Source organism: Pseudooceanicola aestuariicola (genome assembly GCF_045763785.1).
GTDB lineage: Bacteria > Pseudomonadota > Alphaproteobacteria > Rhodobacterales > Rhodobacteraceae > Pseudooceanicola.
In genome coordinates, this window is sequence record NZ_JBJGSF010000001.1 from 156,137 (window position 1) to 179,938 (window position 23,802).

Annotated in this window: 29 protein-coding genes, 1 tRNA gene and 1 riboswitch; of the genes, 14 read left to right on the forward strand and 16 right to left on the reverse strand. The window is 60.8% G+C overall.

Annotated features, from left to right (window positions below):
• Positions 1-53: 53 nt before the first annotated feature.
• The 4 genes from ACI3GR_RS00610 to ACI3GR_RS00625 all read left to right on the forward strand — a co-directional run bounded on the left by ACI3GR_RS00610 (position 54) and on the right by ACI3GR_RS00625 (position 2,566).
• Entirely contained in the window at positions 54-341 is a 288-nt protein-coding gene (locus ACI3GR_RS00610) for an HU family DNA-binding protein (RefSeq protein WP_407491836.1), read from the forward strand.
• 112 nt (positions 342-453) lie between these two features.
• Positions 454-1,347, forward strand: a complete 894-nt coding sequence (locus ACI3GR_RS00615; protein ID WP_407491838.1) for a DMT family transporter — start codon at positions 454-456, stop codon at positions 1,345-1,347.
• 79 nt (positions 1,348-1,426) lie between these two features.
• Positions 1,427-2,140: a cytochrome c biogenesis CcdA family protein gene (locus tag ACI3GR_RS00620; protein WP_407491839.1), complete on the forward strand. Its 714-nt coding sequence runs from the start codon at positions 1,427-1,429 to the stop codon at positions 2,138-2,140.
• 15 nt (positions 2,141-2,155) lie between these two features.
• Positions 2,156-2,566 (forward strand): thioredoxin family protein, encoded by a 411-nt coding sequence (locus ACI3GR_RS00625; protein WP_407491840.1) that lies wholly within the window; start codon positions 2,156-2,158, stop codon positions 2,564-2,566.
• Here ACI3GR_RS00625 and ACI3GR_RS00630 read toward each other — a convergent pair whose 3' ends face one another.
• From ACI3GR_RS00630 to aroC, 3 genes are all read right to left on the reverse strand, one after another.
• A complete protein-coding gene (locus ACI3GR_RS00630; protein ID WP_407491841.1) occupies positions 2,567-2,782 on the reverse strand; it encodes a hypothetical protein in 216 nt (71 codons plus the stop codon).
• 63 nt (positions 2,783-2,845) lie between these two features.
• Positions 2,846-3,796 carry an AEC family transporter gene (locus ACI3GR_RS00635; protein WP_407491843.1) on the reverse strand — a complete coding sequence of 317 codons (951 nt, stop codon included), beginning with the start codon at positions 3,794-3,796 and terminating at the stop codon, positions 2,846-2,848.
• Entirely contained in the window at positions 3,796-4,899 is a 1,104-nt protein-coding gene (aroC, locus tag ACI3GR_RS00640) for a chorismate synthase (RefSeq protein WP_407493577.1), read from the reverse strand. The genes ACI3GR_RS00635 and aroC overlap by 1 nt, the downstream gene beginning before the upstream one ends.
• A gap of 188 nt (positions 4,900-5,087) precedes the next feature.
• Between aroC and ACI3GR_RS00645 the strand changes: the two genes are divergently transcribed.
• From ACI3GR_RS00645 to ACI3GR_RS00660, 4 genes are all read left to right on the forward strand, one after another.
• Entirely contained in the window at positions 5,088-6,446 is a 1,359-nt protein-coding gene (locus ACI3GR_RS00645) for a dicarboxylate/amino acid:cation symporter (RefSeq protein ID WP_407491844.1), read from the forward strand.
• Between the two features lie 130 nt (positions 6,447-6,576).
• A riboswitch (TPP riboswitch) is annotated at positions 6,577-6,677 on the forward strand.
• Between the two features lie 57 nt (positions 6,678-6,734).
• Positions 6,735-7,712, forward strand: a complete 978-nt coding sequence (thiB, locus tag ACI3GR_RS00650; protein WP_407491846.1) for a thiamine ABC transporter substrate binding subunit — start codon at positions 6,735-6,737, stop codon at positions 7,710-7,712.
• The gene (locus ACI3GR_RS00655; RefSeq protein ID WP_407491847.1) at positions 7,688-9,235 is read left to right on the forward strand and encodes a thiamine/thiamine pyrophosphate ABC transporter permease ThiP; all 1,548 of its coding nucleotides are present in this window, start codon (positions 7,688-7,690) and stop codon (positions 9,233-9,235) included. Before thiB ends, ACI3GR_RS00655 begins: the two co-directional genes overlap by 25 nt.
• The gene (locus ACI3GR_RS00660) at positions 9,222-9,914 is read left to right on the forward strand and encodes a thiamine ABC transporter ATP-binding protein (protein ID WP_407491849.1); all 693 of its coding nucleotides are present in this window, start codon (positions 9,222-9,224) and stop codon (positions 9,912-9,914) included. Before ACI3GR_RS00655 ends, ACI3GR_RS00660 begins: the two co-directional genes overlap by 14 nt.
• Before the next feature lie 128 nt (positions 9,915-10,042).
• Here the strand turns inward: ACI3GR_RS00660 and ACI3GR_RS00665 are convergent, their stop codons facing one another.
• From ACI3GR_RS00665 to petA, 3 genes are read right to left on the reverse strand one after another with little or no spacing between them, the layout of a single operon-like run.
• Positions 10,043-10,834, reverse strand: coding sequence for a cytochrome c1 (locus ACI3GR_RS00665; protein WP_407491850.1), 792 nt, complete (start codon positions 10,832-10,834; stop codon positions 10,043-10,045).
• 15 nt (positions 10,835-10,849) lie between these two features.
• A complete protein-coding gene (gene petB, locus ACI3GR_RS00670) occupies positions 10,850-12,190 on the reverse strand; it encodes a cytochrome b (RefSeq protein WP_407491851.1) in 1,341 nt (446 codons plus the stop codon).
• 11 nt (positions 12,191-12,201) lie between these two features.
• Complete coding sequence (petA, locus tag ACI3GR_RS00675; RefSeq protein ID WP_407491852.1) at positions 12,202-12,771, reverse strand: ubiquinol-cytochrome c reductase iron-sulfur subunit; 570 nt, start codon at positions 12,769-12,771, stop codon at positions 12,202-12,204.
• A gap of 220 nt (positions 12,772-12,991) precedes the next feature.
• Between petA and ACI3GR_RS00680 the strand changes: the two genes are divergently transcribed.
• The gene (locus ACI3GR_RS00680; protein ID WP_407491853.1) at positions 12,992-13,678 is read left to right on the forward strand and encodes an outer membrane protein; all 687 of its coding nucleotides are present in this window, start codon (positions 12,992-12,994) and stop codon (positions 13,676-13,678) included.
• A 6-nt stretch (positions 13,679-13,684) separates the two neighbouring features.
• Here ACI3GR_RS00680 and ACI3GR_RS00685 read toward each other — a convergent pair whose 3' ends face one another.
• From ACI3GR_RS00685 to dapF, 4 genes are all read right to left on the reverse strand, one after another.
• Entirely contained in the window at positions 13,685-14,293 is a 609-nt protein-coding gene (locus ACI3GR_RS00685) for a glutathione S-transferase (protein WP_407491854.1), read from the reverse strand.
• Between the two features lie 51 nt (positions 14,294-14,344).
• Positions 14,345-14,971 carry an FMN-binding negative transcriptional regulator gene (locus ACI3GR_RS00690; protein WP_407491855.1) on the reverse strand — a complete coding sequence of 209 codons (627 nt, stop codon included), beginning with the start codon at positions 14,969-14,971 and terminating at the stop codon, positions 14,345-14,347.
• A gap of 100 nt (positions 14,972-15,071) precedes the next feature.
• Complete coding sequence (gene mtaB / locus ACI3GR_RS00695; protein WP_407491856.1) at positions 15,072-16,325, reverse strand: tRNA (N(6)-L-threonylcarbamoyladenosine(37)-C(2))-methylthiotransferase MtaB; 1,254 nt, start codon at positions 16,323-16,325, stop codon at positions 15,072-15,074.
• A complete protein-coding gene (gene dapF / locus ACI3GR_RS00700; protein WP_407491857.1) occupies positions 16,322-17,161 on the reverse strand; it encodes a diaminopimelate epimerase in 840 nt (279 codons plus the stop codon). Before dapF ends, mtaB begins: the two co-directional genes overlap by 4 nt.
• A 153-nt stretch (positions 17,162-17,314) precedes the next feature.
• Here dapF and ACI3GR_RS00705 point away from each other — a divergent pair.
• Positions 17,315-17,390: transfer RNA gene (locus tag ACI3GR_RS00705), tRNA-Lys, on the forward strand.
• A gap of 179 nt (positions 17,391-17,569) precedes the next feature.
• Complete coding sequence (locus ACI3GR_RS00710) at positions 17,570-18,052, forward strand: Panacea domain-containing protein (protein ID WP_407491858.1); 483 nt, start codon at positions 17,570-17,572, stop codon at positions 18,050-18,052.
• Between the two features lie 430 nt (positions 18,053-18,482).
• Here the strand turns inward: ACI3GR_RS00710 and ACI3GR_RS00715 are convergent, their stop codons facing one another.
• The 6 genes from ACI3GR_RS00715 to ACI3GR_RS00740 all read right to left on the reverse strand — a co-directional run bounded on the left by ACI3GR_RS00715 (position 18,483) and on the right by ACI3GR_RS00740 (position 22,381).
• Complete coding sequence (locus tag ACI3GR_RS00715; protein ID WP_407491860.1) at positions 18,483-19,613, reverse strand: Fic family protein; 1,131 nt, start codon at positions 19,611-19,613, stop codon at positions 18,483-18,485.
• A gap of 206 nt (positions 19,614-19,819) precedes the next feature.
• Complete coding sequence (locus tag ACI3GR_RS00720; protein WP_407491861.1) at positions 19,820-20,305, reverse strand: hypothetical protein; 486 nt, start codon at positions 20,303-20,305, stop codon at positions 19,820-19,822.
• 84 nt (positions 20,306-20,389) lie between these two features.
• The gene (locus ACI3GR_RS00725; RefSeq protein WP_407491862.1) at positions 20,390-20,623 is read right to left on the reverse strand and encodes a hypothetical protein; all 234 of its coding nucleotides are present in this window, start codon (positions 20,621-20,623) and stop codon (positions 20,390-20,392) included.
• Complete coding sequence (locus ACI3GR_RS00730) at positions 20,620-21,366, reverse strand: hypothetical protein (RefSeq protein WP_407491863.1); 747 nt, start codon at positions 21,364-21,366, stop codon at positions 20,620-20,622. Before ACI3GR_RS00730 ends, ACI3GR_RS00725 begins: the two co-directional genes overlap by 4 nt.
• 39 nt (positions 21,367-21,405) lie before the next feature.
• Positions 21,406-21,726 (reverse strand): hypothetical protein, encoded by a 321-nt coding sequence (locus ACI3GR_RS00735; RefSeq protein WP_407491864.1) that lies wholly within the window; start codon positions 21,724-21,726, stop codon positions 21,406-21,408.
• 28 nt (positions 21,727-21,754) lie between these two features.
• Complete coding sequence (locus ACI3GR_RS00740) at positions 21,755-22,381, reverse strand: hypothetical protein (RefSeq protein WP_407491865.1); 627 nt, start codon at positions 22,379-22,381, stop codon at positions 21,755-21,757.
• Between the two features lie 133 nt (positions 22,382-22,514).
• On the opposite strand from ACI3GR_RS00740, the gene ACI3GR_RS00745 reads away from it, so the two are divergent.
• The 3 genes from ACI3GR_RS00745 (at position 22,515) to ACI3GR_RS00755 (ending at position 23,777) form a co-directional block, all read left to right on the forward strand.
• Complete coding sequence (locus ACI3GR_RS00745) at positions 22,515-22,736, forward strand: helix-turn-helix domain-containing protein (RefSeq protein ID WP_407491866.1); 222 nt, start codon at positions 22,515-22,517, stop codon at positions 22,734-22,736.
• A 1-nt stretch (position 22,737) separates the two neighbouring features.
• Positions 22,738-23,262: a hypothetical protein gene (locus ACI3GR_RS00750; protein WP_407491867.1), complete on the forward strand. Its 525-nt coding sequence runs from the start codon at positions 22,738-22,740 to the stop codon at positions 23,260-23,262.
• A 152-nt stretch (positions 23,263-23,414) separates the two neighbouring features.
• Positions 23,415-23,777 (forward strand): Rap1a/Tai family immunity protein, encoded by a 363-nt coding sequence (locus ACI3GR_RS00755; protein ID WP_407491868.1) that lies wholly within the window; start codon positions 23,415-23,417, stop codon positions 23,775-23,777.
• Positions 23,778-23,802 lie beyond the last annotated feature (25 nt).

Consider the following 23,802-nt stretch of genomic DNA (forward strand, 5'->3'; position numbering starts at 1 on the left):
TTAAATGCTTAAAACCAAGCCCAACCAATCGGGCACAAGCAAGGAGACCAGAAATGGCAAAACCTCTGACAAAGACCCAACTGGTGGCCGCTCTGGCCGATGAAATGGGTTCGGACAAGAAATCTGCAACCGCAGCTCTGGACGCGATCGCAAACGTGATCACCAAAGAAGTCTCCGAAGGCGGCGCAGTGGCCATCCCCGGCGTAGGCAAGTTCTACTGCCGTGAGCGCCCCGAGCGTATGGTGCGTAACCCCGCCACCAACGAGCAGATCAAGAAAGAAGCCGACAAAGTGGTCAAGGTCACCATCGCGAAGGCTCTGAAAGACAGCGTGAACTCGTAAGTGCGCGCATCGGGGGTTGTCCCCCGACACGGAATTCGAAAGGGTCGCCCGAAACGGCGGCCCTTTTCATTTGGGCCTTTTCCTCTGAGACCTCGTAAGACGGGACATAGCGATGGATCTGCGCGCAATCGGACTGGGGCTGGCCTTTGCCTTCATGTGGTCCTCGGCCTTCACCTCGGCCCGGATGATCGTGGCAGATGCGCCGCCGCTGACGTCGCTTGCGCTGCGCTTCCTGATCTCGGGCATTCTTGGTATCGCGATTGCCCGCGCCATGGGGCAGACATGGCGCCTGACCCGGCCACAGTGGACATCGACCTTTATCTTCGGCATCTGTCAGAACGCCCTGTATCTTGGCCTGTTTTTTGTCGCCATGCAGCAGATCGAGGCATCGCTGGCCGCCATCATCGCCGCCGCCATGCCGCTGTTCGTGGGGCTGGCGGGCTGGATGTTCCTAGGCGACCGCCTACGTCCGGTTGCTGTGATCGGGCTGATCATGGGCATGGGGGGCGTTGCACTGATCATGGGCAGCCGCCTGACGGGCGGCGCAGATATCATGGGCATCGTGCTGTGCGTCATCGGGACCTTGGCACTGACCGTCGCCACGCTATCGGTTCGCGGGGCCAGCGGCGGAGGCAACCTGCTGATGATCGTCGGGCTGCAGATGCTGGTAGGGGCTACCGCGCTGGCAGTTGTTGCAGTGTTTCTGGAAAGCTGGGACATCAACTGGACGCCGCGCCTGATCGGGGCCTTCGCCTATACCACGCTGATCCCGGGCCTGCTGGCAACCTTTACGTGGTTCGTGCTGGTCAACCGGATCGGGGCGGTTCGGGCGGCGACCTTTCATTTCCTCAACCCGTTCTTCGGCGTCATCATCGCCGCTATCGTGCTGGGCGAGGCGGTCGGCCCGCTGGACATCGTTGGCGCGGTGATCGTGGCGCTGGGGATTTTGGCGGTGCAATTGTCGAAACAGAACCCGGTCAAACCCGCGCCGACCCGCACGGTTTGAAACATTTCCTGACACGGCTGTGACGCGGCTCACGGTTTCGTCAGGTGACGGCGGGGGATCGACAGGGCATCCAATTGATATGGAATTATTTCTTGGATACCTCGCGGGCCTGCTGACGCTGATCAACCCCTGTGTCCTGCCGGTACTGCCCATCGTGCTGGGATCAGCCCTACAGGCCAGCCCGCGCGGACCGCTGGCGCTGGCGGCGGGAATGTCGATCAGCTTTGTGGTGCTGGGCGTGACGGTTGCGGGTTTTGGCTATGCGCTGGGGATCGACGCGGAAACGATCTCTCAGGCGGGGGCGGTTCTAATGATCGGCTTTGGCCTGATTTTGCTGGTGCCCCGTTTCAGTGCTGCCTTTTCCACGGCGACCGCAGGCTTTGCCGCCGGGGCCGACACCCGCATCAGCCAGATCGAAAGCACTGGCGCGCGGGGCCAGTTCCTTGGTGGCCTTTTGCTGGGCGCGGTCTGGAGCCCTTGCGTCGGTCCGACCTTGGGCGGAGCGATTTCGCTGGCCTCTCAGGGCGGGTCGTTGGTTTGGGCGACCGCGATCATGCTGGCGTTCGCCGCCGGGGTCGCGACGCTGATCATCGGCTTGGGCTACGGCGCGCGTGCCCTGCTGCAGCGCCATCAGGCCCTGATGCGCCGCATTGCCGAAGTATCGCGCCCGGCGATGGGCGTCATCTTCCTCGCCACCGGGGTGGCGATCCTTTTCAAGCTTCACCACCTGGCCGAGATCTGGGCCCTTCAAAACCTGCCGCCTTGGCTGATAGACCTCTCTGTATCCCTCTGACGAAAGGATTTTCTCATGAAACGCCGTGATTTTCTGACCCTGACCGCTGCTGGTCTTGTTCTGCCGACGTTGGCCCATGCCGCCCCGCTGGACTACAAACCCGGTCTGGTCGAAGAACATCTGGACGCCGGAGAGACGGTCTTCCTCGACTTCAAGGCCAGCTGGTGTTCGACCTGCGCCGCGCAAGAAAGGGTGCTGAAAAAGCTGAAGGCCGCGAACCCGTCGTATGAAAACGTCATCACCTTCATCGACGTGGATTGGGACACCTACGGCAAATCCCAATTTGCCTCCACTCTGAAAATCCCGCGCCGGTCGACCCTTGTGGTTCTGCGCGGCGATGCCGAAATCGGGCGTCTTGTGGCGGAAACGCGCGAAGCCAAGATCAAGGAACTGATGGATGCGGCCCTTGCCGCTGCCAGCGCCTGATCATCCGCTGTCAGCGGGGTCCAGACGTTTGACCTGAACCTGCGGCGGCGGGGCGAAAGCCACCTTCGGCGCAGGTAGATCGCGGCCCAGAACCGACGCGTCGGGCGTCGTCACCTCGACCGCGAACCAGCCCATGACCCAGGCCATGAACCCTGACAGAAGGGCCACCGACATCAGGCTGGCCCCAAGGGTTTCGGGATCGTCGAAAGTACGCATCTGCTGCCTCCTTCCCAGATGGGGGAAGGATGGCGCAAGCGAATGAATATTTCGTCAATCGCCTTAAATCAGCAGGATCAGCGCCAGATTGATTGTCAGGAAGGACAGGCAGGTTCCCATCATGACCGAGAGGGAGGCCAAGCCTTCATGCCCCGCCTCTTGCCCGAACAACGCAAAAATCGCGAACATCGGCAGACAGCCTGTCAGGATCACCCCGATCGTCAACTCGGGCCCAAGCGACACCACGCCAAGCGGCGTCAGAACCGTCAGCGCCGCCAAGATCATCGCCGGGTGCACCATCAGCTTCACCCCGGTGATCAGCGACGCCAGTTTCAGATCGCCCTTAAGGTTCAGACCCACCAGCCCGCCGCCGATCACGATCAGCGCGACGGGCGATGCGGCCTGGCCGACCAAGCCTGTGAACCTGTCCAGAACCTCGGGCACTTCGATCCTGAGCAGCACGCTGATGAACCCAAGCAGCAACCCTATGATCAGCGGTCGGCGCAGCACCGACAGGATGATCTGCCCAGCCAGTGCCAAGGGTGCAGGACGCGGCGCGTCGCCTTCACGGACACTGCCTAACAAGGTCAGGCCGATGGGCGTCAGTAGGATGTTTTCGATCAACAGGTTCATGGCCACGACGGCGGCGGCATAGTCGGGGATGACCAGCAGCAAGATCGGATATCCCAGAAAGGCGGTGTTCGGCGTGGCGGCGGCCAGAACCGACAATGACCGCCGCTTTGGACCCGCCCCCTGAACCCGCGCGGCGATCCACATGATCACCTGCGTCACCAGTCCCGCCGCAGCCAGGACCAGCAGGTACGACGGGTTCACCACTTCGGAAAAGTCGCGCGATGCAATGGCGTTGAATAGCGCGCAGGGCAGCGTGACGTTCAACGTGAACGCGCCAAGGCCCCGCATGGTCTCGACAGAAAACGGACCGAACCGCACGATCCCGAAGCCAAGCGCAATGACCGCGAAGACCGGCAGCGTGACCGACAGGACATCCAGCATTAGCCGATCTTGCCGCCTGTATCCCCGATCTGACCCCGGTGCAGCAGCAGGTGGTCAAGGATCACGCAGGCCATCATCGCTTCGCCCACAGGCACGGCACGGATGCCGACGCAGGGATCATGGCGGCCCTTGGTGATGATATCGGTGGATTGGCCGGATTTCGTGATCGTCTGGCGCGGCTTCAGGATGGACGAGGTCGGCTTGACCGCGAACCGCACCACCACGTCCTGACCCGTTGAAATCCCCCCAAGGATCCCGCCCGCGTGGTTCGAGGAATAGACAGGCTGCCCATCGTTCCCCATGAAGATCTCGTCGGCGTTGGCCTCTCCTGTCAGTTCGGCCGCGCCCATGCCTTCCCCGATCTCGACGCCTTTGACCGCGTTAATCGACATCATCGCTGCCGCCAGATCGGTATCCAGCTTGCCATAGATCGGCGCGCCCAGACCGGCGGGAACACCGCGCGCCACAACCTCAACCACCGCGCCGACCGAATTGCCGGACTTGCGCAGCCCATCCAGATAGTCGGCCCAGTCCTTGGCCGCCGTCGCATCCGGGACCCAGAAGGGGTTTTTGTCGATCTGGTCCCAGTCAAAGTTTTCCCGGTCGATCTTATGCGGCCCCATCTGGACCATGTAGCCTTTGATCTGCACCTCTGGCGCCAGATGGCCCAAAGCGGCCCGCGCCAAGCCACCCGCGGCCACCCGGGCCGCGGTTTCGCGCGCAGACGACCGGCCGCCGCCGCGATAGTCGCGAATCCCGTATTTTTGCCAATAGGTTATATCAGCATGGCCGGGGCGAAATTTCTCGGAGATCTCGGAATAGTCCTTGGACCGCTGATCGGTGTTGCGGATCATCAGCTGCACCGGCGTGCCGGTGGTCTTACCTTCAAAGACACCCGACAGGATCTCGACCTGATCGGGCTCTTGCCGCTGGGTCGTGTACCGGTTCTGCCCGGGTTTGCGCATGTCCAGCCAGTGCTGCAGCATCGCCTCGTCCACCGCCACGCCCGGAGGGCAGCCATCCACCGTCGCCCCAAGTGCGGGCCCGTGGCTTTCGCCCCATGTGGCGATGCGGAACAGGTGACCGAAGGAATTGAGAGACATGGCGAAAAACCCGAAATTATCGTTCTCTGCGGGGTAAACCATCCGTCCCCTGCACGCAATTCCCCCTGCACGATGCTGTGCAAATCCGGCTTTTCACGCGGAATCCTTCATTTCAGACGCGTATTTCTTTGCTTTACCGCAAGGCGGTCTGCCAAACTGGTTTAATACAACCATTGGTGGAGGTTCCCATGGCGGAAGCAACAGCAACACCGGGCGGGGGTGGCAAGATGTCCCTGACCGTTAAAGTCCTGATCGGGATGGCGGCAGGTTTGGTCCTTGGTGTCATCTTCAACATGATCGACAGCGAATTCATCAACACGCACATCTCTGGCGGGTTGTTCGCCATGATCGGCAAAATGTTCGTCAACGCGTTGAAAATGCTGGTGGTCCCGCTGGTCTTCTTCTCGCTCATCACGGGCGTCACGGGTATTGGGGACATCCGGGTGCTGGGCCGCGTGGGCGGCAAAAGCCTCGTTCTCTACATCATGACAACGGCGCTGGCGATTTCCATCGCGATCATTCTGGCGCTTCTGGTCGGCCCCGGCGTGGGCTTTGACATGCAGGGCGTCGACACCTCTGGCGTGACGGGCCGCGAGGCGCCAAGCGTCTGGGACGTCTTCGCCGCAATCGTGCCGACGAACCCGGTGGCGGCCTTTGCCAACGGCGACATGCTGCAGGTGATCTTCTACACCGTGGTGCTGGGTGTCGCGGTCCTGATGCTGGGGCACAAGTCCAAACCCTTCGTCGAGGCCTGCGAATACATGAACGAAGTGATGATGAAGGTCGTCACCATCGTCATGGCCTTCGCGCCCATCGGCGTGTTCTGCCTGATCGCCAAGACCTTCACCGAACAGGGAATTGAACTGTTCGTGCCGGTGCTGGCCTACGTCATCACGCTGGTCGTGGCGCTGTTCCTGCACCTCTTTGTCACGCTGATGATCATCCTCAAGGTTTTCTCGGGCCTGAACCCGCTGACCTTCATGAAGAAAATCCGCCCGGCGCAGATTTTCGCCTTCTCGACCGCGTCGTCCAACGCGACGATCCCGGTCACCCTGCGCTGCGTCACCAAACGGATCGGGGCCGACAACTCTGTCGCGTCCTTCTGCGTGCCGTTCGGTGCAACGATCAACATGGACGGCACCGCGATCATGCAGGGTGTGGCGACCGTGTTCCTGGCCAACGTCTATGGCGTTGATCTGGGGCTGGGGGGCTATATCACCGTGATCGCCATGGCGGTTCTGGCCTCGATCGGGACCGCCGGGGTTCCCGGTGTGGGTCTTGTGATGCTGACCATGGTTCTGGGTCAGGTTGGCCTGCCCATCGAAGGCATCGCGCTGATCCTTGGCGTTGACCGCCTGATGGACATGATCCGCACAGCCGTGAACATCACCGGTGATGCGGTCGTCTCGACCATCGTGGCTAAGGGCGAGGGCAAGATCGACATGGCTGTCTTCAATGACCCGGACGCTGGCAATCTCGAAGACAGCGACCTCGACGTTGACGAAGAGGCCGAGCGCGAACTGGCCGAAGCCGCCCGCCCGCACTGATGGAAGGGGCAGGGCGCAACGTCCTGCCCTTCATCTTTCCCAAAATACTCAAAGTGGCGCGCCTGACCCAAAGGCGCGCCGTTTCCGTTTTCGACCTCTCTTGTCTTCGCCGCCTCGTCGCACTACCGTCCGCCTTACCTCGGGGTGCCCAGAGTGGCTGAGATGCAATGACGCGAACCCGTTGAACCTGAACCGGTTAACACCGGCGGAGGGAAGGTCGGGGCCGCACAGGCAAACGCACACGCCGCCCGCACGCTTTCTTTCGCCCGTAGCTTAAAGGAGGATGCCGTGAAGCATCTGATCTACGCCACGGGTCTTCTGCTTGCCACTCAGGTGGCCGCAGAGACGAAGACCCTTACCGTCTACACCTACGATAGTTTCGCCAGCGAATGGGGCCCGGGCCCGGCGCTGGAAGAAGCGTTCGAGGCTGACTGCACCTGCGACCTGCAGTTCGTGACCGCGGGCGACGGGGCCGCGCTTCTGTCGCGCCTGCGTCTGGAAGGCGACGCGACGCAGGCCGATGTGGTCCTTGGTCTTGATACCAACCTGACCGCCGCCGCGCGTGACACCGGCCTTTTCGCGCCGCATGACGTCAGCGCCGACTTTGCGCTGCCCGTCGCGTGGTCCGACCCGGACTTCGTTCCCTTCGACTGGGGCTATTTCGCCTTTGTCGGCAACGCAGGCGACCCGATGCCCGCAAACTTCAAAGACCTTGCCGAAAGTGACCGCCGCATCCTGATCCAGGACCCGCGGTCCTCGACCCCCGGTCTGGGCCTGCTGCTTTGGGTCAAGGACGCCTATGGCGACGACGCCCCGGCCATCTGGGACGCGCTTTCCGACAACATCGTCACCGTGACCCCCGGCTGGTCCGAGGCTTATGGCATGTTCCTCGAAGGCGAAGGCGATCTGGTACTGTCCTACACGACCTCGCCCGCCTACCACATCATCGCCGAGAATGACGCCACCAAGGTCGCGCTGCCCTTCGACGAAGGCCACTACATGCAGATCGAGGTCGCGGGGCTGGTCGCAGGTTCTGACAACGCCGCCTTGGGCAAGCAATTCCTCCGGTTCCTCGTATCCGACGCGGCGCAATCGGTGATCCCCACGACCAACTGGATGTACCCGGCGGTCGAACCCTCGGGCGGTCTGCCAGAAGGCTTTGACACGCTGATCGACCCGGCCAAGCCGCTGTTGATCGCACCCGAAGACGTGCCCGAAACCCGCGACGCCGCATTGGAAGAATGGCGCAACGCGCTGTCGCAATAACCCGGGGCGGTGTGATCCCCGGCAGCGTGGCAGCCCTGTTGGTTGCCACGCTGATCCTTGCCCCGCTGGTCGCCGTGCTGACCCGCGCGGGCGGGGCTGGCTGGCCGTCACCCGCGGATTGGGCCGCGCTGCGATTTACGCTGATGCAGGCGGCGCTCTCGGCCCTTATCAGCGCCGCGTTGGCCATCCCCGTGGCGCGCGCGCTGGCCCGGCAAAACTTTCCCGGTCGTCGCATCGTCGTCACCCTGATGGGTGCGCCGTTCATCCTGCCCGTGATCGTGGCCATCGCCGGGCTTCTGGCGATCTTTGGCCGCAACGGGGTGCTGAACGCGGGGCTGGCATGGGTGGGCCTGCCGCCCGTCAGCATCTTTGGCCTGCATGGTGTTCTGCTTGCGCATGTCTTCTTTAACCTGCCACTGGCCGTTCGGCTGCTGCTGGAGGGCTGGCGTGCGATTCCAGCCGAACAATTCCGACTTGCCGCACAGCTGGATATGACCCCCGGTGCGGTGTTCCGCACGCTGGAATGGCCTATGCTGCGCGACCGGATCCCCGGCATTCTGACTGTGGTCTTTGCCATCTGCCTGTCCAGCTTCGCGGTTGTTCTGGTTCTTGGCGGCGGGCCCAAGGCGACCACGGTCGAACTGGCGATCTACCAAGCTTTCAACTTTGATTTCGATCTGGGGCGCGCGGCGGTTCTGTCTGCTATGCAACTGGCCTTGGTCGCAGGCGCGGCCGTTTTGGCGCTGTGGCTGGCGGGCCCCGACACTGCCGCGCCGGGGTTGGACCGGGTGGTGGACCGATGGGACAATTCAGGCGCGGCGCGGTGGAGTGACGCGGCATGGATCGCCTTTGCCGTGGTCTTTGTCCTGACGCCGATCGCGCTGGTCGTGGGGCAGGGGTTGACGACGCTGACCAGCCTGCCGCGCGTGGTCTGGGTGGCTGCCGGTATCTCGATCCTCGTGGCGCTGGCATCGGCGGCGCTGTCGGTGACGCTTGGCCTTGCGCTTGCCCTGCCGCGCCGCAAGGGGTTCGAGGCGATAGGCCTGATGACGCTTGCCGCCTCTCCGCTGGTGCTGGGCACGGGGTTGTTCCTGCTAATCCGTCCCTTCGCCTTTCCGGGCAACCATATCCTTGCCATGACGGCGGTGGTGAACGCGGCGATGGCGCTGCCCTTTGTGCTGCGCAGCCTGTCCCCCGGCGTCCGCCGGACCGAGGCGACCTATGGCCGCCTTGCCGACAGTCTGGGAATGACGGGCTGGGCGCGTTTGCGATGGATGATTCTGCCCCGGCTTCGGCCCGCGCTTGGCTTTGCCACCGGGCTCGCTGCGGCATTGTCGATGGGTGATCTTGGGGTCATCGCGCTGTTTCCGCCGCCCGATGCTGCGACGCTGCCGCTAGAGATCTACCGCCTGCTTGGCGCCTACCGGATGGAGGCGGCGGCAGGGGCCGGATTGCTTCTGACCGCGCTCAGCTTTGGCCTGTTCGTGTGTTTCGACCGATGGGGACGCCATGCTGAGATGTGAGGACCTGACCCTGCGCCAAGGTGATTTCACCCTGACCGCGGACTGGACGCTGGATCGTGGTGCACGGCTGGCGCTGATTGGCCCGTCCGGTGCGGGCAAATCGACCCTGCTGGCTGCGCTGGCCGGGTTTCTGGACCCTGCAGGTGGTCGAGTCACTTGGGACAATCAAGACCTGCGCGGTGTGCCCCCCGGCAAGCGGCCCATGGCGACGCTGTTTCAGGACGGGAACCTGTTTCCACACCTAACGATTGGCCAGAATGTCGGGCTAGGCTTGCGGCCAGATTTGCGCCTGACCGATAAGGATCGTTCGCGCGTAGACGAGGCGCTGTCGCGCGTCGGATTGGACGGGTTGTCGGCGCGCAAACCCGCGACCCTGTCGGGCGGTCAGCAAAGCCGCGCGGCCTTGGCGCGGGTGCTTGTCATGGCGCGGCCTGTCCTACTGTTGGACGAACCCTTCGCGGCCTTGGGGCCAGCGCTACGGGCCGAGATGCTTGATCTGGTCGCCGAGGTGGTGAAGGAGGCCAGCGCGACCCTGATCATGGTCAGCCACGCGCCAGAGGACGCCAAGCGGATCGCGGGGCTGGTGAGTGTCGTGGCGGATGGTGAGGCGGCGCAGCCGATCGGTACAGCACAGATCTTTGCCACCCCCCCGGCGTCCCTGCGGGACTATCTGGGCTAAGACGTTCTGCGGAATGTTTGCCGCGTCTTTGGCGGACGACCATTGCGCGAACCCACGACAACCAAACCGAACAAACAAAAAACCCCGCCAAACAGGCGGGGTTTCTTAATCGTGTGAACTGACCCGGATCAGGCCTGCTTCTTGCCCTTGTGCGGGGCCCACAGACGCTTGTTCGTCAGGTACAGCAGCGATCCCAGAACGATCAGGAACAGAACTGCGACGAAACCGGCGTGCTGACGCGCCATCATCTTCGGCTCTGCCGCCCACATCAGGAACGCCGCGACGTCCTGTGCTTCGTGGTGCAGATCGTTGGAGTGGCCATCGGCGAACTCTACGTCTTCACCCGCCAGCGGCGGTGCCATTGCAATCCAGCCGCCCGGGAAGGCGGTGTTTTCGTAGAACGTGGTGCCAGCTTCTTCCTTGGTCTCACCGGTGTAACCGGTCAGCACCGATGCGATGTATTCTGCACCACCCATGCCCTTGATGATCTGGTTGATACCCAGACCGTAGGGACCGTGGAAACCGGCACGTGCCTTCGCCATCAGCGACAGGTCAGGGGCGTTTTCCAGGTTGGACTGCGGGAAGTGGTCCGCCGGGATCGCCGGACGGGTGTCGTCCAGCTCTGCGTCGAAGGTTTCAAAGTTCTGCGCGGCATAGGCGCGAACCTGATCTTCGGGCAGGTGGGGACCACCTTCGTCGGCCAGCGTCCGGATCGGCACATAGCGCAACCCGTGGCAGGCCGAGCAGACCTCGGTGTAGATCTGCAGACCGCGCTGCAGCTGGAACTGGTCGTAGGTGCCGAAGGGGCCTTCGAAGCTAAAGTCGAAGTCTTCGATGTGACCTTCGCTGCCTGCCGCTTGGGCCGCACCGGCCGTGACGGCCAGTGCTGCTAGGGCAGAGAGAGTGAACTTACGGAACATGATCTCTGTCCTTTCTTATTCGGCCGGCGACGTGACGGTCTTGGTGCCGCCCGTCTTCGAGTAGTGCGCATCGAAGTCTTCCTCGATGGTCGCAGGCTGCGGCAGCGGTTTCTCGATCACGCCGAGGATCGGCAGGATGACCAGGAAGTACGCGAACCAGTAGGTGGCCCCGATCAAAGAGATCGTCGAATACGGCGGTTCTGCCGGCATCGCGCCACACCACATCAGGACGATAAAGTCGATGACCAGCAGGGCGAACCACCACTTGAACATCGGACGATAGCGACCCGAACGCACCGAAGACGTGTCCAGCCAAGGCGTCAGCGCCATGACAGCGATCGCACCGAACATCGCCAGAACACCAAAGAACTTCGCGTCGACGATCCCGCCGGTGATCCAGCTAGAGAACATCACGACCCAGACGTCCGAGGTGAAGGCCCGCAGGATCGCGTAGAAGGGCAGGTAGTACCATTCCGGCACGATGTGTGCAGGCGTCGAAAGCGGGTTCGCTTCGATGTAGTTGTCGGGGTGGCCGAGGTAGTTCGGCATGAACCCAACGATGGCGAAGAAGATCACCAGAACCACGGTCAGGCCAACAAGGTCTTTGATGACGAAGTAGGGCCAGAAGGGCAGGGTGTCTTTTTCAGCTTCTTCCTTGGAGCCGCGACGCACCTCAACACCCGTGGGGTTGTTGTTGCCGGTCGAGTGGAAGGCCCAGATGTGAACGATCACGAGGCCTGCAATCACGAAGGGCAGCAGGTAGTGCAGCGAGAAGAAGCGGTTCAGCGTAGCGTTGTCCACGGCGGGTCCGCCCAGCAGCCAGGTCTGCAGCGCTTCGCCCACGAAGGGGATGGCGCCGAACAGGCCGGTGATCACGGTCGCGCCCCAGAAGGACATCTGACCCCAGGGCAGAACGTAGCCCAGGAAGCCGGTGGCCATCATCAGCAGGTAGATCAGCATCCCGATGATCCAGGTGATCTCACGCGGGGCCTTGTAGGACCCGTAGTACAGACCACGGAAGATGTGGATGTAGACCGCTACAAAGAACAGCGAAGCGCCGTTTGCGTGCAGGTAACGCAGCATAAAGCCGCCGTTCACGTTACGCATGATGTGTTCGACGCTGGCAAAGGCCAGATCGACATGCGGCGTGTAATGCATCACCAGAACAATACCGGTGATGATCTGCAGCGCCAGACAGAACGTCAGAACGATGCCCCAGATCCACATCCAGTTCAGGTTCTTCGGCGTGGGGATCATCAGGGTGTCGTACAGCAAACCGACAACGGGCAGACGAGAGTTGATCCACTTCTCGCCCTTGGTTTTCGGTTCGTAATGATCGTGGGGAATACCGGACATGATTACCCTCCTCAGCCCAGAACGATCTCGGTGCCCTCAAAGCGGGCAACGGGAACAGGCAGGTTTTCAGGTGCGGGGCCCTTACGAATGCGCCCGGCGGTGTCATAGTGCGACCCGTGGCAGGGGCAGAACCAGCCGCCAAAGTCGCCAGCGCCGTCACCCAGAGGCACACAGCCCAGGTGGGTACAAACGCCCATCATCACCAGCCATTCTTCGCTGCCTTCTTCGTTGGCAAGCGCACGGTTGGGATCGGTCGCCGGGGCGCCCTCTTCGATGTTGGGGTTCCGCGCTTCGGGGTCAGGCAGAGTGCTGACGTCCACGTTGTTCGCGGCGTCGATCTCTTCCTGCGTGCGGCGGCGGATGAACACCGGCTTGCCAAGGAATTTGACCGTCAGCTGCGTGCCCGGCTCAAGGCCCGACACATCGACGCGGATCGAGGCAAGCGCCTGAACGTCGGCCGAGGGGTTCATCTGGTTCACTAGCGGCCAGACGGCCGCGCCCGTTGCGACGGCACCTGCACCTGCGGTGGCATAGTAGAGGAAGTCCCTCCTGGTGCCTTCGTGGTCTTCTGCGTGGGACACGAGGTTTGCTCCATCATTCGGCCTGTTGGCCCGGATACGAAAACTGGGGCCGGACCCAATAGGCCCTGCCACTCCGTCGCGGTGTTTAACGGCGGTTTTCCGCGCCGTCCAGCATACAATGGGCTACTTTGTGAGGGGGCGATCATCTGTCGCGCTTGAGCCATCCCCCCACGAGGTGTAGGCAAGGTCAAGCAATTCCCACAAAGACTCGGAATCGATCATGTTGAATAAACTGGTAAAACGCGCCTCTGCCGCCCTTAGCCTTGGGGTCGTTGCGGCCTTCGCGGCCTTTGCAACCCCGGCAAGCGCTGAAATCGAGCTGAGTTTTTATTCCGGCTACCAGACTGCCCCGCACAGCCGGGTGACCGGGACGCGCGGCGCATCCTCGGGTGGCACGGCCTTCAACAACCTGATCGGCTGGCAGGGCAAAAGCTTTGAAATGCCGCCCTATTATGGCTTCCGTGCCACGTGGTGGCAGCCCAACAACCTGGGCTTCGGTCTGGAATTTTCACACAACAAGGTCTACGCGCCCGCCGCGGAAATGCCCGCCGGGTTCACCCGACTGGAATTCACCGACGGTCTTAACCTGCTGACGGCCAACGTCGCAAAACGCTGGCCCGGCAAGCTGGGTGGCGCTGTGACGCCCTACGTGATCGGTGGTCTTGGCGTGGCGATTCCGCATGTCGACGTGACCGAAGGCACCAACCGCACCTATGGCTACCAGTTCACCGGCGCGGCTGCGCGCCTGACGGCGGGTCTGCAGTACCGTCTGACCGACCGCTGGTCTGTCTTTGGCGAATACCAGTTCACATGGTCGCAGAACAAAGCGGACCTGACCGGCGGTGGTAAGCTGAACACCCGGATCTTCACCAACGCCCTGAACGTGGGCGTTGGCTTTACGTTCTAAGGGGCCTCAGGCCTCCGGCGGCTGCGTCGCCTCCATCGAGGGGCGCGCAGACATGTCGGAATACCACTTGGCCAGCGCCGGGGCCTCGGCCCGCCAGTCGCGGTCGGGGTGGCGTAAATCCAGATAGCCAAGCGCACAGGCGACGCCGATCTGCCCGGCGTCGATCGGGCCCGCCAGATGTCCCATCCAGCGATCTTCGATTGCCTTCAGCGCACCGACGGCCTTACCCCACTGCGCCTCGATCCAGTCTTCAAAGACCTTCTCTTCGGGGCGCACGCGCCGTTCGTAAACCATCAACACCGCAGCCTCCATCAGACCATCGGCGGTCGCCTCCAGCGTCAGCACGTCCCAGATGCGCGCCTCCGGATACAGCGGGCCATCGGCGATACCGTTCAGGAACCGCGTGATCACCCGGCTGTCATAGATCGCAGGCCCATCGTCGCGCACCAGACAGGGCAGCTTGCCCAAGGGGTTCGCAGCCTTCAGCGCCGCATCGGTTGCCACAGGCGTCGTCGCGGTGGCCACCAGCTCGACCTGATCGACCAGCCCCAACTCGTGCACAGTCACCATGACCTTGCGGACGAAGGGCGATGCCGGTGAATGGAATAATTTCATGTGTCTCTCCCTGTTTGCGCGAAGCTTATGAAGCCGCCGAAGCAGTGTCCACTAGGCTTGAATGGGCTTGGCAGCCCGCATCAAAGCCGCCAACGCGCCAGTCTCAGCCCCCAGCCCTGCAGCCTCCATCCCATTGGCGGCCGACAGACGGGCTGCCTCAGGCTTGTGCTGGGCCAGCTTCCACGTGCCATCCACGTCTTCGATATGAAAGACAAAGGGCAGGATGATCCGCATCAGCCGCGCCAGCGCATCAGGCTCCACCTTATCGATTTTCCACACGGGCTTGGGGGCCAGCCGTTCTTCGAACTGATCAGACAGCTTTTCCAACGTGGCGCGCAGGTCCGATTCGGGCAAAGGCTCCAGCCGTCCCGTCAGATGGACCGATACATAGTTCCACGTCGGCACCTGATCTTCGATCCCATACCAATCGGGCGAGATATAGCCATGCGGCCCCTGCACAGCCAATCGCGCCACAGCCCCCGCCTTGGCCGCCCGCGCCACAGGATTGGACCGCATCAGGTGCAATTCCACCCGGTCGCCGTCCAACACGTAAGGCACATGCGCCATATGCGGCGCGCCCGCAGGGTCCGAGACGGCTAGAATGCCGAACCCGACCTCTGCCGCGTAATCCAGACACTCTTGACGGGTGCCTGTGTGATACATGGGATTAGGATGCACGACCCGCCCCTTTCAGCTTGATACAAATATCCCCGCCGGAGGCGTCCGACGGGTCAGCAGAAGATTAGCAGGGGCAGGGGCGTCACGTCGCCCCAAGACATTACGCGAACAATGACTTTCCGTCATGCGAGGTAATCCGCGCGGTGATGATCTGCCCCTCGGGCACATCGCGATCAAAGTGCACTTCGGCAAATTGCTCGGTCCGGCCCATGCGGGGGCCTTCCATAAGGATCGTCTGATCGGTGCCCACCTTCGCCGCCAGATGCGCCGTGACCTGAACCTCGCCCGCCGCCCGCAACTGCGCCGCCCGCGCCTTGATCGCCGGTCCGCGGACCTGAGGCATCTTGGCCGCCGGGGTGCCGGGGCGGGGCGAATAGGGGAAGACGTGCAACCAGGTCAGGTCACATTCTTCGACCAGCTTCAGCGAATTGGCGAACATCTGATCCGTTTCGGTCGGGAAACCGGCGATGATATCCGCGCCATAGGTCATATCGGGCCGCAACTTGCGCGCCTCTTCACAGAACCGGATGGCATCATCGCGCAGGTGACGCCGCTTCATCCGCTTCAGGATCATGTCGTCGCCCGCCTGCAGCGAGAGGTGCAGATGGGGCATCAGCCGCGGTTCGGTGGCGATACATTCCATCAGCGCGGGATCCGCCTCGATCGAATCGATGGACGAGATTCGCAGACGTGGCAAATCCGGCACCAGCCTCAGGATTCGCCGCACCAGATCGCCCAAGGGCGGCTGCCCCGGCAGATCGTCGCCCCAGGACGTCAGATCGACGCCCGTCAGCACGACCTCGTTAAACCCGCGATCCACCAGACGCTTGATCTGATCCACGACGACGCCCGCAGGCACGGACCGGGAATTCCCCCGGCCATAGGGGATGATGCAGAACGTACAGCGATGGTCACAGCCGTTCTGGACCTGCACATAGGCCCGATGCCGCCCGAAGCCGTCGATCAGATGCCCGGCGGTTTCCGTGACCGACATGATGTCATCGACGATCACCCGTTCGGTCTGGCCAATCAGGTCAGGCGCAAAGCCCTTCCACGTTTCCGCCTGCATCTTTTCGGAATTGCCAACGACATGATCGACCTCGGCCATGGCGGCGAAGGTCTCGGGTTCGGTCTGCGCGGCGCAGCCTGTGACGATGATCCGGGCCTCGGGGTTGTCACGGCGCAGCTTGCGGATGTCCTGCCGGGCCTTGCGCACGGCCTCTGCCGTCACGGCGCAGGTGTTCACCACCACGGCGTTTTCCACGCCCGCAGCCTCGGCGAGTTCTTTCATGGCTTCGGTTTCGTAGGCGTTCAACCGGCAGCCGAAGGTTTCAAAGATGGGGGGCGTTTTCATGGGGCCACGCCCAGAAAGGCTGGTGTCAGCGTGGCATCGAACACATGCGCCACCGGCCCGGTCATCCAGACCCCATCGTCGCGCCAGTCAAGTTCCAGCCAGCCGCCGTCCACTTCCATGCGGATGTGGCGTTCGGTCAGCCCGCGCTGCGCCCCGGCCACGGCCACGGCACAAGCTCCCGACCCGCAGGCAAGGGTGATTCCCGTGCCGCGTTCCCAGACCCGCATCCGGACCTCGTCGCGCGACCGAACCTCGACGAACTCCACGTTGGTTGCCTGCGGGAACATGGGATCATGTTCCACAGCCGCGCCCCGCGCCGCCACGTCGACCGACGCGATATCATCGACAAAGAACACCGCATGAGGGTTGCCCATCCCCACCGCCACCGGATCGCCGTCCAGCGGCAGGTGCTGCAGGTCCACATCGCGCGCCACAGGCACCTGATCCCATTGCAGTACAGGCGCGCCAAGGTTCACCCAGACCGCATCGCCGCGCATCTCGCCCTGCAAAACGCCGCGGGTCGTGCGGATCGTCACCGACTCTCGCCCCGTCTCGGCCATCCACAGCGCCGCCACACAGCGCGTTGCGTTGCCACACGCCCCGGCGCGGCTGCCGTCAGAGTTCCAGAAGTCCAGACAGATGTCCGTGCCGTCGCCATCGCGAATCTCGGCCAACTGGTCGAATCCCACGCCGCGATGCCGATCCCCGACCATCCGCGCCAAATCAGGCGTGCAGACAGGGGCCATGCCCCGACTGTCGAGGATGACAAAATCATTACCTGCACCATGCATCTTGCGAAACGGCAGGCCTTCGGATGGGATCGCGCGTGTCTCCATGCGCCCGCATATAAAGCGCATGAGGCGCATAGAAAAGGGACCCGCGCGGCAAGCCGGTTATGCCCTCACGACAATATCGGACAATTTCCCAAATGTTTTGTCCAAAACGGGGTTGACCGTCTGGCGGGTCATATCTAATAGGGCGGCTCTAGTGGGCCGTTAGCTCAGTTGGTAGAGCAACTGACTTTTAATCAGTGGGTCGAAGGTTCGAATCCTTCACGGCTCACCACTGAACACCCTGAATTGTTTGGGGTTTTTGTGTTCATTCTGTTTTTTCGCGATGCGTCAGGTTCTCCTTGGGGGACACATGGGGGACAATGTGGCATCGAATCTGTCTTTGCCGGGCGATGCATTCAGGGGATTCATTTGTGCTGCGCTACATGATAGAGGTCCCATCGGAGGCTTGCCATGCTGATCGCAACGACGGAATTCCCGCAGTCTCAGGCGATTGCTGACTACTTGCTCGCTGAGAGCAGGGAGCGCGGTGAGCTCTTGACGCCTTTGAAGCTACAAAAACTGCTCTTTTACTCGGATGCTTGGCATATGGCGCTTTACGACCAAGAAGCGACGAACGAGCGATTCCAGGCTTGGGTTCATGGCCCGGTGGCCTTGTCTCAGTATCACCGGTTCAAGGATTTCCGGTGGCGACCTATCACTGAGGAAATTGACAGGCCCGAACTTGAGGGCCGAATGGCTCAACATTTGAACGAAATAATCGATGTCTTCGGAAGTGAGAGTGCGACGGCTCTGGAGATCATGACGCATCAAGAAGCCCCTTGGCAGGCGGCTCGCGGTGGAATTCCAGACAACGAGCCCTGCAACAACTACATCGACAAAGGCCTGACAAGGGATTTCTATGGCGCCCTCGCGCAAGAAAATAGCGAAGGTTAAGCCTAAACGTGGATCTCCCAGTGGAATTCGCGCCGCGTCGAACGACGATGCTGTTTTAACGTTCTCGTTTAGCTTATTTGACCATACCGACGAAGGTGCTTGCCCGCCCAATTTTGGGGACGGATATACGCAAGCTCTCATGAGGCGTTTGAAGGACTTGTCCTCTTGGCGTGTTTCTGAGTTCACGGGTAGCCGAAGCCGTTCAATCCGAAGCCACCAGGTCGACTGGTCCGATACCACCCGGCCAGATGGCTTTCAGCACTTGAACGAACAGTTCGATGCCCATCCTGCTTGGCAATTCGCGATCAGTGCAAACGAGCACGGAAGGGTTCACGGGTTGCTGATCGGCAATTGCTTTCACGTTGTATGGCTTGACTGCAACCACGTGGTGTATTCGTAGCCTTCGGACCATGTGTCCGTCGCCCTCGCGTCAGGTGCGAACCAATCGGATCAGAGGCTCGAACGCGTAAAGGGCCGCTCTCTGGCCGGAAGCACTTTCCAATTCCACCAACAACCCAGCCTCCGCCAGCGCCCGAGAGATTCGGATCGCGGTGCTTGTTGGAATGCCGCTTCGACCAGTGAACCTGTTGTTGCGAAAGACAGGATTTTTGAAGATGTAGTCCTGCGCAGTCATGGCCCACTGAGAGTTTGTTGTGTCCCTGAATACCGTTTTCATGTCTTCATAGAGCTGAGAAATTGCCTTGGCAGTCTCCAGATTGCGCTTGGCTTGCTCAGTTAGGGCGATGAGGAAAAATTCACACCAGCCGGTCCAATCACCACTCAAAGAGACTTGGCGCATGCGCTCGATATATTGATCTTTCTCCTCCTCCAGAAAGGCACTGATGTAGAAGTGGGGCTCGGCAATGAGGCCCTTTGACCATAGAGAGAGCGTGATGATCATTCTGCCGATCCGGCCGTTGCCGTCGTTGAACGGGTGGAGTGCTTCAAATTCGACATGTGAAAGCGCAATGCTCAGCAACGGCGGGAACTCGTCGCCGTTCGCAAAGTTGATAAGCCTCTCCATGGCGGGCTGGAGTTGTTCAGGAGAAATCGGTGTGAACGACACCTCCCTCCTTCTGTCGTCACCGATGTAGTTCTGCTCCTTCTTGTATTCGCCTGGGTCTTTGTTCGCGCCTCTACCGAAGCTAAGCAGATGTCGGTGGGCCGACTTAATGAGGAACTCGCTTAGGGGGTGACCATCCCTCATGCTGGACTGGGCCCTTCGCAGCGCTGAGCCATATAGCGCCACTTCAACGGTATCTCGGCGTGCTTCTGTCGGGGCCCCATCTTCATGATCGGCTTCGTATCGAAACACTTCATCGACAGTTGAGATGGTTCCTTCCATCCTCGACGATACGACCGCTTCCTGCCCCCTTAGAGACGTGAGAAGTATGTCGCTGTTGTGGAGGGCTTGTAAGGTTTGATCGTATCTGGCCAAAGCTTCGCGAGCATCCCCCATGGCCGAAAACAGTCTTTGATAGTCCAGTTGTTCTGGAGGGAACTTGCCGTAGTGATAATCTACGTTGTCGTCGAAGCTGTAGCGGTCGATAGGCTGTCGCATACGAAATCTCGGTTAGGTGCTCAGATAAGCCGTTTGGTGGCAGTCGGTGCCGTTTGTGACTCACGCATGACTCACAAATTATCTTGTCGATCATGTTTTGCCGTATGTGAGTGACAAGGGGTTTAGCTTACAATCGACTGCAAGCAAAGCGCGTTGTTGATTTGGAACTGTGAAATATGGCGGTCAAATGCATCAAGCCTCTGAAATCATTGCTGTGAACTTGATAGAACGAGCTTTGGGTCTCGAGGAAACGACCTCACATCAAACCAAGTGAAGCTGGTGCCGTCGAAGTTCTCTTGGGTGCCATATCTGATGTCCGCTCGCCGGATCAGAGCAGCGCGAAACGCTCGAAGATCCAGAAGCCACCACTTCGCAAGCCGCCCGTATTCGTCTGCGTGGCCGTAGAACATCCAGTCGCCGTAGCCGTTGACCACCTTGTTCAGTTCGGTGGGTGCGCCAGATGGTAGGCCTGAGCGGATCGTGAAGTCGTAGGGGTAGCGATCCGCATAGCCGGGACGTCTGATGCGCACGGCAATGCGCTGAGGTGCTGCGTCGAGGGTCACGAGGTCCGTCGCCTCGTGCCAATCCATGGCATCCGGAGCAACGGATATCACGTGCTGCGCGATGATCTGTTTCACCTGGGGCAGGAAGCCGTCTGACCACTGGCGATTGACGTCATAGTGGAAAGTCATGTGTGAAATTTCTTGGGGCTGAAGGGGTGGGAAAAAGACGGCCCGCGAAATTTCGGACCGTCCGGTTCAGTTCGTGTCAGGCTTTCAGTCTTCACCTCCTTTCGCGGCCAAAAGGTCCTTTTCGAGGTGTTCGACGAGGTCGATAAGTTCACCTGCCATATCGGACGCCATCTTCAGAACCTGATCGATCCCGCGCCGGTAATGTTGAACTGATGACGTCTCGTTGTCGTGGGCAAAGAGGCACACGTCGATCAGGGCACCTACGCGGTAGGCAAGCGAACTCGCTTGATCGTGTTCGCCGGAGAGCTGGGCATTCATGCTCGGCCCTCCCCTTGGGCGATGATCGCGCCCGCCAGCTGTTCGGCCCACTCCACGCCATGCTTGTTGAGCGCCTTGTAGAAGGGATCGACGGTGGACCACGCCTGAAGGGCCTGCGCCTTGATGACAACGCCTTCCATCGTGGCCGCTTCTGCCCCCATTACCTTTGAAACGTGATCGCTGAATGCCTCGTATGCGGCCTCCTGCCGGTCTCTGGCGGGACGGTAGCCGGACTGCTGCTTGAGCCGTTCAATCTCGGCGACGTAGGTCCGCGATAAGGGAAGGGCTTCTTCGGAGCGCTTGAGCCATTCTTGCTCGAATTTCAGGCCGCGCTTGCTCTTGGTCTTCATGATGTGAGCGATGCGGACTTTGTGACGCTGGATTTGGGCTTCGAAATATTCGGGCGTGCCATAGCTCCACATCTGTTCGAAGTTCCCGCGTTCGTCGACCGCGCGACGAATGCCTGCGCCTGTCACGTCGCGCTCCTCCAGGCAGCCATGTCCGAACGATAGGATCGGCTCGGGAGCGAGGGGCCACTCCTGCCGCACGTCCTTCGCAATCCGGCGAGCTTCGGCCCTGGTTTCCTCGTAGTTGCGTTGCAGGGTGAGGGTCGCATTTCCGAGAGCGATCAGCTCGGGATTTTCCGGGATAAGCCTCTCGGCCGCTGGCGCTCCAGCAGCTGCGGCGGTGCTGGCTGCGGCGAGACCAAGCAGCATTTGGCGACGGGTATTGAGGAAATTCATTGCAGTTCTCCGATTCAGGGTAGAGGGTGTCTGGGCAGGTCAGCCAGCCACTGCGCTGGCGAACCAATTGAACCTGACGCTTGGGCGGAGGTGAACGAGCCGATAGTCTTCAGTGATGGCGCTCGCCCAGATGCTGTCGGGACGAATTTCACCGTCGACTGCGGTGAAGCTGAACCCCTTAACCATGGCCCCTTCGGGTGCGCTTTCACGTAAAAGGTCCATGATTGCACGGGCGTGGGCAACGATTGCCGCTTCAGTTTTTACATCTTGCCGAATGCTCGCCGAAGCCGGACTTGCAGCGGCAGCCAAAGCGCTCAGGGGTGCACCCTGAACAAAGGTGCGTCGAGTGATGTTCGTCATAGCTTTTGCTCCATTTGAAGGTGATTGATCACGCGGTGAACAGATGAACATGCCCGCCGACCGCGATGCGGGTGATCGTGGCGAGGTTCACGGAGCGGGGGGCCTTGTTCTCTGCATCCCATACCGGCAACAGATTTGGATGCCGGACCGCGCGGGTTTCTGCGGCTTTCCGGCCTGCCTCCGTCGCTTCGTCACCTTTGACATGGAACTTCAGAGCGGCGGGCTGGACCTTCATGACCCGTTCGGAGCCGTCCTTCTTGATGAAGGTGACGGCGCAAATGCGGCCATTCGAAGAGGCGATCAATTCGCGCTTTTCCTTGTAGTCCACTTCAGCTGCTGCGGCTTCACGCGCGTCTGCGGCCCGGAGCGCATTCCGCAGTTCATCCATGCGAGCCATTCCAGCATGACCCAGTGTGTCGCGATTTTCCATGTCCGTCAGTTCCGCCCTGATCGATGCCGCCGACCGCTCCGCAAGCTGACGCTGCTTGGCCTCCCTTTCCGCGACCAGACGAGCAGCACGCACCTTTTCCTTCGCCGTCCACCACACAGACTTCAGTGCGCGTGAGAGAAGGCCTCCAAGCGTCTCACCGTTCCCCAGGAACCGGCGAACAATCTTCCAAGCCTCAGTCATGATTTCACTGCGGTCATAGGTCATGGCGTCCATCTCATGTTTGCGTTTAGCTCTGATATGAACTAATTTGGGTCATGAGTGGCCCAATGTCAACCATATTGGATCACATAAGAGCCAAAATAGGTCATATTCATTGATTACAGGCGCACAAATCAGGATGGCCCGGGGTTATGCCAAGCTTTCCGTGAAGGAACTGGCTGACGTCTCGGGCGTGGCAGCATCGACGATCAAGCGAATGGAGGCGGTCGAGGGTGTTCCAGCGTCCTCGGGATCGAACCTCGAAAAGGTTCAGAAAGCCTTGGAGGGTCAGGGTGTCCAGTTCCTGGACCCCGGGGACGCTGCCTGTGGCGTTGGAATTTCTGTTTCGGGCGGAGAATAGGGTGCTGCGCTGGCTCAGAAGTTTATTCGGGCCAAAGCCGAGCGTTGATGCGGTGACTATTGCCAACGCTTACGACACCTTTGTTCTGGGCGCCGGCCCTGCCGCAGGGACTGAAGGCCACATCGGCTCCGAGCAACTGGCAATTCCCGCCAGCAAGATTTCCGACTTCGTGGTCAAGCGTATCTACATGCACGAAGCGTTCCTGTTTGCGGCGTTCAGCATAGTGGAACATCAATGCGACGCGGACGTCGAGGCTGCTCCACCGTTCACGACCCAAATAGCAGCTAAGCTGCGCTCTGAATGGACGGAGCGGGAAGGCGAGATACTGAGCGCCGAAGAAATTGGAGAGCGGTGTTTTGGGGTCGTCGATCGACTGGTAAATGATCCTGTCGGATGGAGCCGCGCTTGGCTAAGCGAGTTCTATCCAGAGCCTGGATGCCTTGCGGAGCACGCAGAGGGATGGGCTAAGCAGTGCACCAAAGAATTCTTGGCCATTAAACGGGTTGCAGCTGATCAATTCGGATAGCGCTATCGGCTGCCAGTCATTGCTCAGACCTCGGATGGCGGTCGATTGGGACTGTTCGTGTTGGCTTCAAAATTTGCCACATCCTCATTGCGATACCCTGTGCGGCCCGGTTAAGCCTGTAGAGACAGCCAACAGTGCCAGAGGTTTAGACCTTGAAGAAATTGATGATAGCGCTTCCTTTGGTGGTATTGCCGGTCTCCACTGACGCCTTCACCGTCCAACAAATCATGCCCAAATGTCAGAAAGCGCAAGGCGAAAATTTCGACATTGACGCAACATTTTGTCTGGGCATGGTTTCCGGTATCGGGCACCTCGCCAACCAGAACTGTGCCAGCGCCAAGGGTGACTGGGTGCCTTATCCTGACTATGCAGCCGACACAAAAAATGTCCCTCTTGGCGCGTGGGTGCAAACCTTCCTCAACTGGGCTCAGGAGCATCCGGAGAACTGGGGATGGCAAGCAGAAGAAGGGATCATCATGTCGCTCAGCGAAAAGTTCCCTTGCCTTTCAGAATGATCGTGCTCGACGTATAGATCGTCCG

Coding starts and splice junctions, on each gene's coding strand:
- ACI3GR_RS00620 (WP_407491839.1), top strand. CDS start 1,427: ATGGAATTATTTCTTGGATACCTCGCGGGCCTGCTGACGCTGATCAAC.
- ACI3GR_RS00735 (WP_407491864.1), bottom strand. CDS start 21,726: ATGACGAACATCACTCGACGCACCTTTGTTCAGGGTGCACCCCTGAGC.
- ACI3GR_RS00745 (WP_407491866.1), top strand. CDS start 22,515: ATGGCCCGGGGTTATGCCAAGCTTTCCGTGAAGGAACTGGCTGACGTC.
- ACI3GR_RS00610 (WP_407491836.1), top strand. CDS start 54: ATGGCAAAACCTCTGACAAAGACCCAACTGGTGGCCGCTCTGGCCGAT.
- ACI3GR_RS00655 (WP_407491847.1), top strand. CDS start 7,688: ATGGCGCAACGCGCTGTCGCAATAACCCGGGGCGGTGTGATCCCCGGC.
- ACI3GR_RS00660 (WP_407491849.1), top strand. CDS start 9,222: ATGCTGAGATGTGAGGACCTGACCCTGCGCCAAGGTGATTTCACCCTG.
- petB (WP_407491851.1), bottom strand. CDS start 12,190: ATGTCCGGTATTCCCCACGATCATTACGAACCGAAAACCAAGGGCGAG.
- ACI3GR_RS00710 (WP_407491858.1), top strand. CDS start 17,570: ATGCTGATCGCAACGACGGAATTCCCGCAGTCTCAGGCGATTGCTGAC.
- ACI3GR_RS00730 (WP_407491863.1), bottom strand. CDS start 21,366: ATGAATTTCCTCAATACCCGTCGCCAAATGCTGCTTGGTCTCGCCGCA.
- ACI3GR_RS00665 (WP_407491850.1), bottom strand. CDS start 10,834: ATGTTCCGTAAGTTCACTCTCTCTGCCCTAGCAGCACTGGCCGTCACG.
- ACI3GR_RS00680 (WP_407491853.1), top strand. CDS start 12,992: ATGTTGAATAAACTGGTAAAACGCGCCTCTGCCGCCCTTAGCCTTGGG.
- ACI3GR_RS00625 (WP_407491840.1), top strand. CDS start 2,156: ATGAAACGCCGTGATTTTCTGACCCTGACCGCTGCTGGTCTTGTTCTG.
- aroC (WP_407493577.1), bottom strand. CDS start 4,899: ATGTCTCTCAATTCCTTCGGTCACCTGTTCCGCATCGCCACATGGGGC.
- dapF (WP_407491857.1), bottom strand. CDS start 17,161: ATGGAGACACGCGCGATCCCATCCGAAGGCCTGCCGTTTCGCAAGATG.
- ACI3GR_RS00630 (WP_407491841.1), bottom strand. CDS start 2,782: ATGCGTACTTTCGACGATCCCGAAACCCTTGGGGCCAGCCTGATGTCG.
- ACI3GR_RS00715 (WP_407491860.1), bottom strand. CDS start 19,613: ATGCGACAGCCTATCGACCGCTACAGCTTCGACGACAACGTAGATTAT.
- ACI3GR_RS00720 (WP_407491861.1), bottom strand. CDS start 20,305: ATGACTTTCCACTATGACGTCAATCGCCAGTGGTCAGACGGCTTCCTG.
- mtaB (WP_407491856.1), bottom strand. CDS start 16,325: ATGAAAACGCCCCCCATCTTTGAAACCTTCGGCTGCCGGTTGAACGCC.
- ACI3GR_RS00635 (WP_407491843.1), bottom strand. CDS start 3,796: ATGCTGGATGTCCTGTCGGTCACGCTGCCGGTCTTCGCGGTCATTGCG.
- ACI3GR_RS00685 (WP_407491854.1), bottom strand. CDS start 14,293: ATGAAATTATTCCATTCACCGGCATCGCCCTTCGTCCGCAAGGTCATG.
- ACI3GR_RS00740 (WP_407491865.1), bottom strand. CDS start 22,381: ATGACCTATGACCGCAGTGAAATCATGACTGAGGCTTGGAAGATTGTT.
- ACI3GR_RS00645 (WP_407491844.1), top strand. CDS start 5,088: ATGGCGGAAGCAACAGCAACACCGGGCGGGGGTGGCAAGATGTCCCTG.
- ACI3GR_RS00725 (WP_407491862.1), bottom strand. CDS start 20,623: ATGAATGCCCAGCTCTCCGGCGAACACGATCAAGCGAGTTCGCTTGCC.
- ACI3GR_RS00615 (WP_407491838.1), top strand. CDS start 454: ATGGATCTGCGCGCAATCGGACTGGGGCTGGCCTTTGCCTTCATGTGG.